The 2202-nt window shown below is 66.4% G+C and carries 1 protein-coding gene, 1 tRNA gene, 1 other RNA gene and 1 pseudogene; 2 read left to right on the forward strand and 2 right to left on the reverse strand.

Features of this window, described 5'->3' with window-relative positions; all coding sequences use genetic code 11:
• Both A5699_RS08320 and A5699_RS08325 read right to left on the reverse strand, forming a co-directional pair.
• Positions 1-438 (reverse strand): annotated as a pseudogene (locus tag A5699_RS08320) (hypothetical protein); the annotation flags it as partial.
• Positions 439-522: 84 nt separating this feature from the next.
• Positions 523-608, reverse strand: a tRNA-Ser gene (locus A5699_RS08325).
• A 69-nt stretch (positions 609-677) separates the two neighbouring features.
• Here A5699_RS08325 and ffs point away from each other — a divergent pair.
• An RNA gene (ffs, locus tag A5699_RS08330) (signal recognition particle sRNA small type) lies at positions 678-772 on the forward strand.
• Positions 773-798: 26 nt separating this feature from the next.
• Positions 799-2070 carry an aminotransferase class I/II-fold pyridoxal phosphate-dependent enzyme gene (locus A5699_RS08335; RefSeq protein ID WP_067768105.1) on the forward strand — a complete coding sequence of 424 codons (1272 nt, stop codon included), beginning with the start codon at positions 799-801 and terminating at the stop codon, positions 2068-2070.
• The last annotated feature ends 132 nt before the right edge of the window (positions 2071-2202 follow it).

Here is a 2202-nt window from a genome sequence, read left to right on the forward strand (position 1 = left end):
CTTCGGCGGTGGCGGCGGCAGCTCGGCGACGAAGGCCAGATAGAAGGCGAAGATGCCGAGCAGCGCGATCGCGGCGGCCGCGCCGTAGATCCCGAACAGCCACGGCCCGAACGTATCCAGCGACATCCAGATCTCGGCGACCGCGGTGCCCACGATCAGCACTGCCGCCAGCACATGGAAGGCGATCGAGGTGGTGCGAAGGCGAAGCGCCAGCTGCGGCGTGGCCAGCTCGGGACGCCTGGTCCGTTGCAGGGTGAAGACCACCGGCAGGGCGGCCAGGCCGATCAGCACGCCGGTCACGATGCGCAGAATCAACCCCAGCGTCTGGGGGGTGTCGCCCATGAGTTCGTACCAGCGCGGGATGACGAAGAAGAAATACAGGCCGGCGGCCACGATCGAGATCGATGCGTGCACGATCACCGCGACGGTGCGGCCCATACTCCTCCTCGGGGTGCTTAATTGGGCCGGGGTGCGAACCGCTGAATTCCGGTGATTCAGCAGGTCGCACCCCGGACCCGAGCGCGGAGGATAGGGGATTTGAACCCCTGAGGGCTGTTAACCCAACCCGCGTTCCAGGCGAGCGCCATAGGCCACTAGGCGAATCCTCCGTCGGCAATCGTAGCGGACGCCCGAAGCAGTCCCGAAACGCCGGGGAGAGGGACGGGTATTACACTCGCCTTGGACCCCGCGCGGCGTCCATCCTGTGAACTCCCCCAGGGCCGGAAGGCAGCAAGGGTCAACGGGCTCTGGCGGGTGCGCGGGGTCCCCTTACGTTCTTCAACCGGTGAAAGGCGCGCGGTGTCGTTCCAGTCCCTCGGCCGCGAGGAGCTGCTCGCGCAACACGAACTCCAGCAGCGCAACTATGCGGAACTGCAGGCCAAGAAGTTGAGCCTGGACCTGACCCGCGGCAAGCCGGCTCCCGAGCAGTTGGATCTGTCCAACGCGCTGCTGAGCCTGCCCGGCGAGAACTTCCGTGACCGTCAGGGCGCCGACACCCGCAACTACGGCGGTCTGCACGGGCTGCCCGAACTTCGCGAGATCTTCGGTGAGCTGCTCGGCATCCCGGTGCAGAACCTGATCGCGGGCAACAACGCGAGCCTGGAGATGATGCACGACGTCATCGTGTTCTCGCTGCTGCACGGCGGGGTGGACTCGGTGCGGCCCTGGGTCCAAGAACCTGTGGTGAAGTTCCTGTGCCCGTCGCCCGGATACGACCGGCATTTCGCCATCACCGAGTCCTTCGGGATCGAGATGATCGCGGTGCCGATGCGCGAGGACGGGCCCGACGTCGACCTGATCGAGGAGCTCGTCGCGGCCGACCCGGCGATCAAGGGCATGTGGTGTGTGCCGGTCTTCGGCAACCCGACCGGGGCCACCTATTCGTGGGAAAACGTCCGCCGGTTGGTCCAAATGCGGACGGCGGCAAGCGATTTCCGGTTGATGTGGGACAACGCCTACGCCGTGCACACCCTGACCGACGAGTTCATCCGCCAGGTCGACGTGTTGGGTCTGGCCGAGGCGGCCGGTAACCCGAACCGCCCGCTGGTGTTCGCCTCGACCTCCAAGATCACCTTCGCCGGAGCCGGCGTCAGCTTCCTGGGTGGCTCGCTGGGCAACATCGCCTGGTACCTGCAGCATGCGGGCAAGAAGACGATCGGCCCGGACAAGGTCAACCAGCTGCGCCACGCGCGGTTCTTCGGTGACGCCGACGGCGTGCGGCTGCAGATGCAGCGCCACCGGGCAGTGATCGCCCCCAAATTCGCCCTCGTCGCCGAAATCCTCGAGGAGCGGCTGGGGGAGTCGAAGATCGCGTCGTGGACCGACCCCAAGGGCGGTTACTTCGTCAGCCTCGACGTGTGGCCCGGCACCGCGAAACGCACCGTCGCGCTGGCCAAGGACGCCGGGATCGCGGTGACCGAGGCGGGTTCGGCCTTCCCGTATCGCAAGGACCCCGACGACAAGAACATCCGCGTCGCGCCGACCTTCCCGTCGCTGCCCGATGTGCGTGAGGCGATCGACGGCCTGGCCACCTGTGCACTGCTGGCCGCGACCGAGCACCTCCTGCGTTGACTTGGAACTGACGCCGCATTTGTGCGAGTAGCGGTGTGCGTGGTTTCAAAGTCAACGGGCATCGGGACGACGTCAGAGGCAGTCGGTAGCCTTCTTCCGTGGCTCTCTACCGCAAATACCGGCCGGCAACCT

Origin of the sequence: Mycobacterium sp. E802 (genome assembly GCF_001666875.1) — a bacterium.
Lineage (GTDB): Bacteria > Actinomycetota > Actinomycetes > Mycobacteriales > Mycobacteriaceae > Mycobacterium.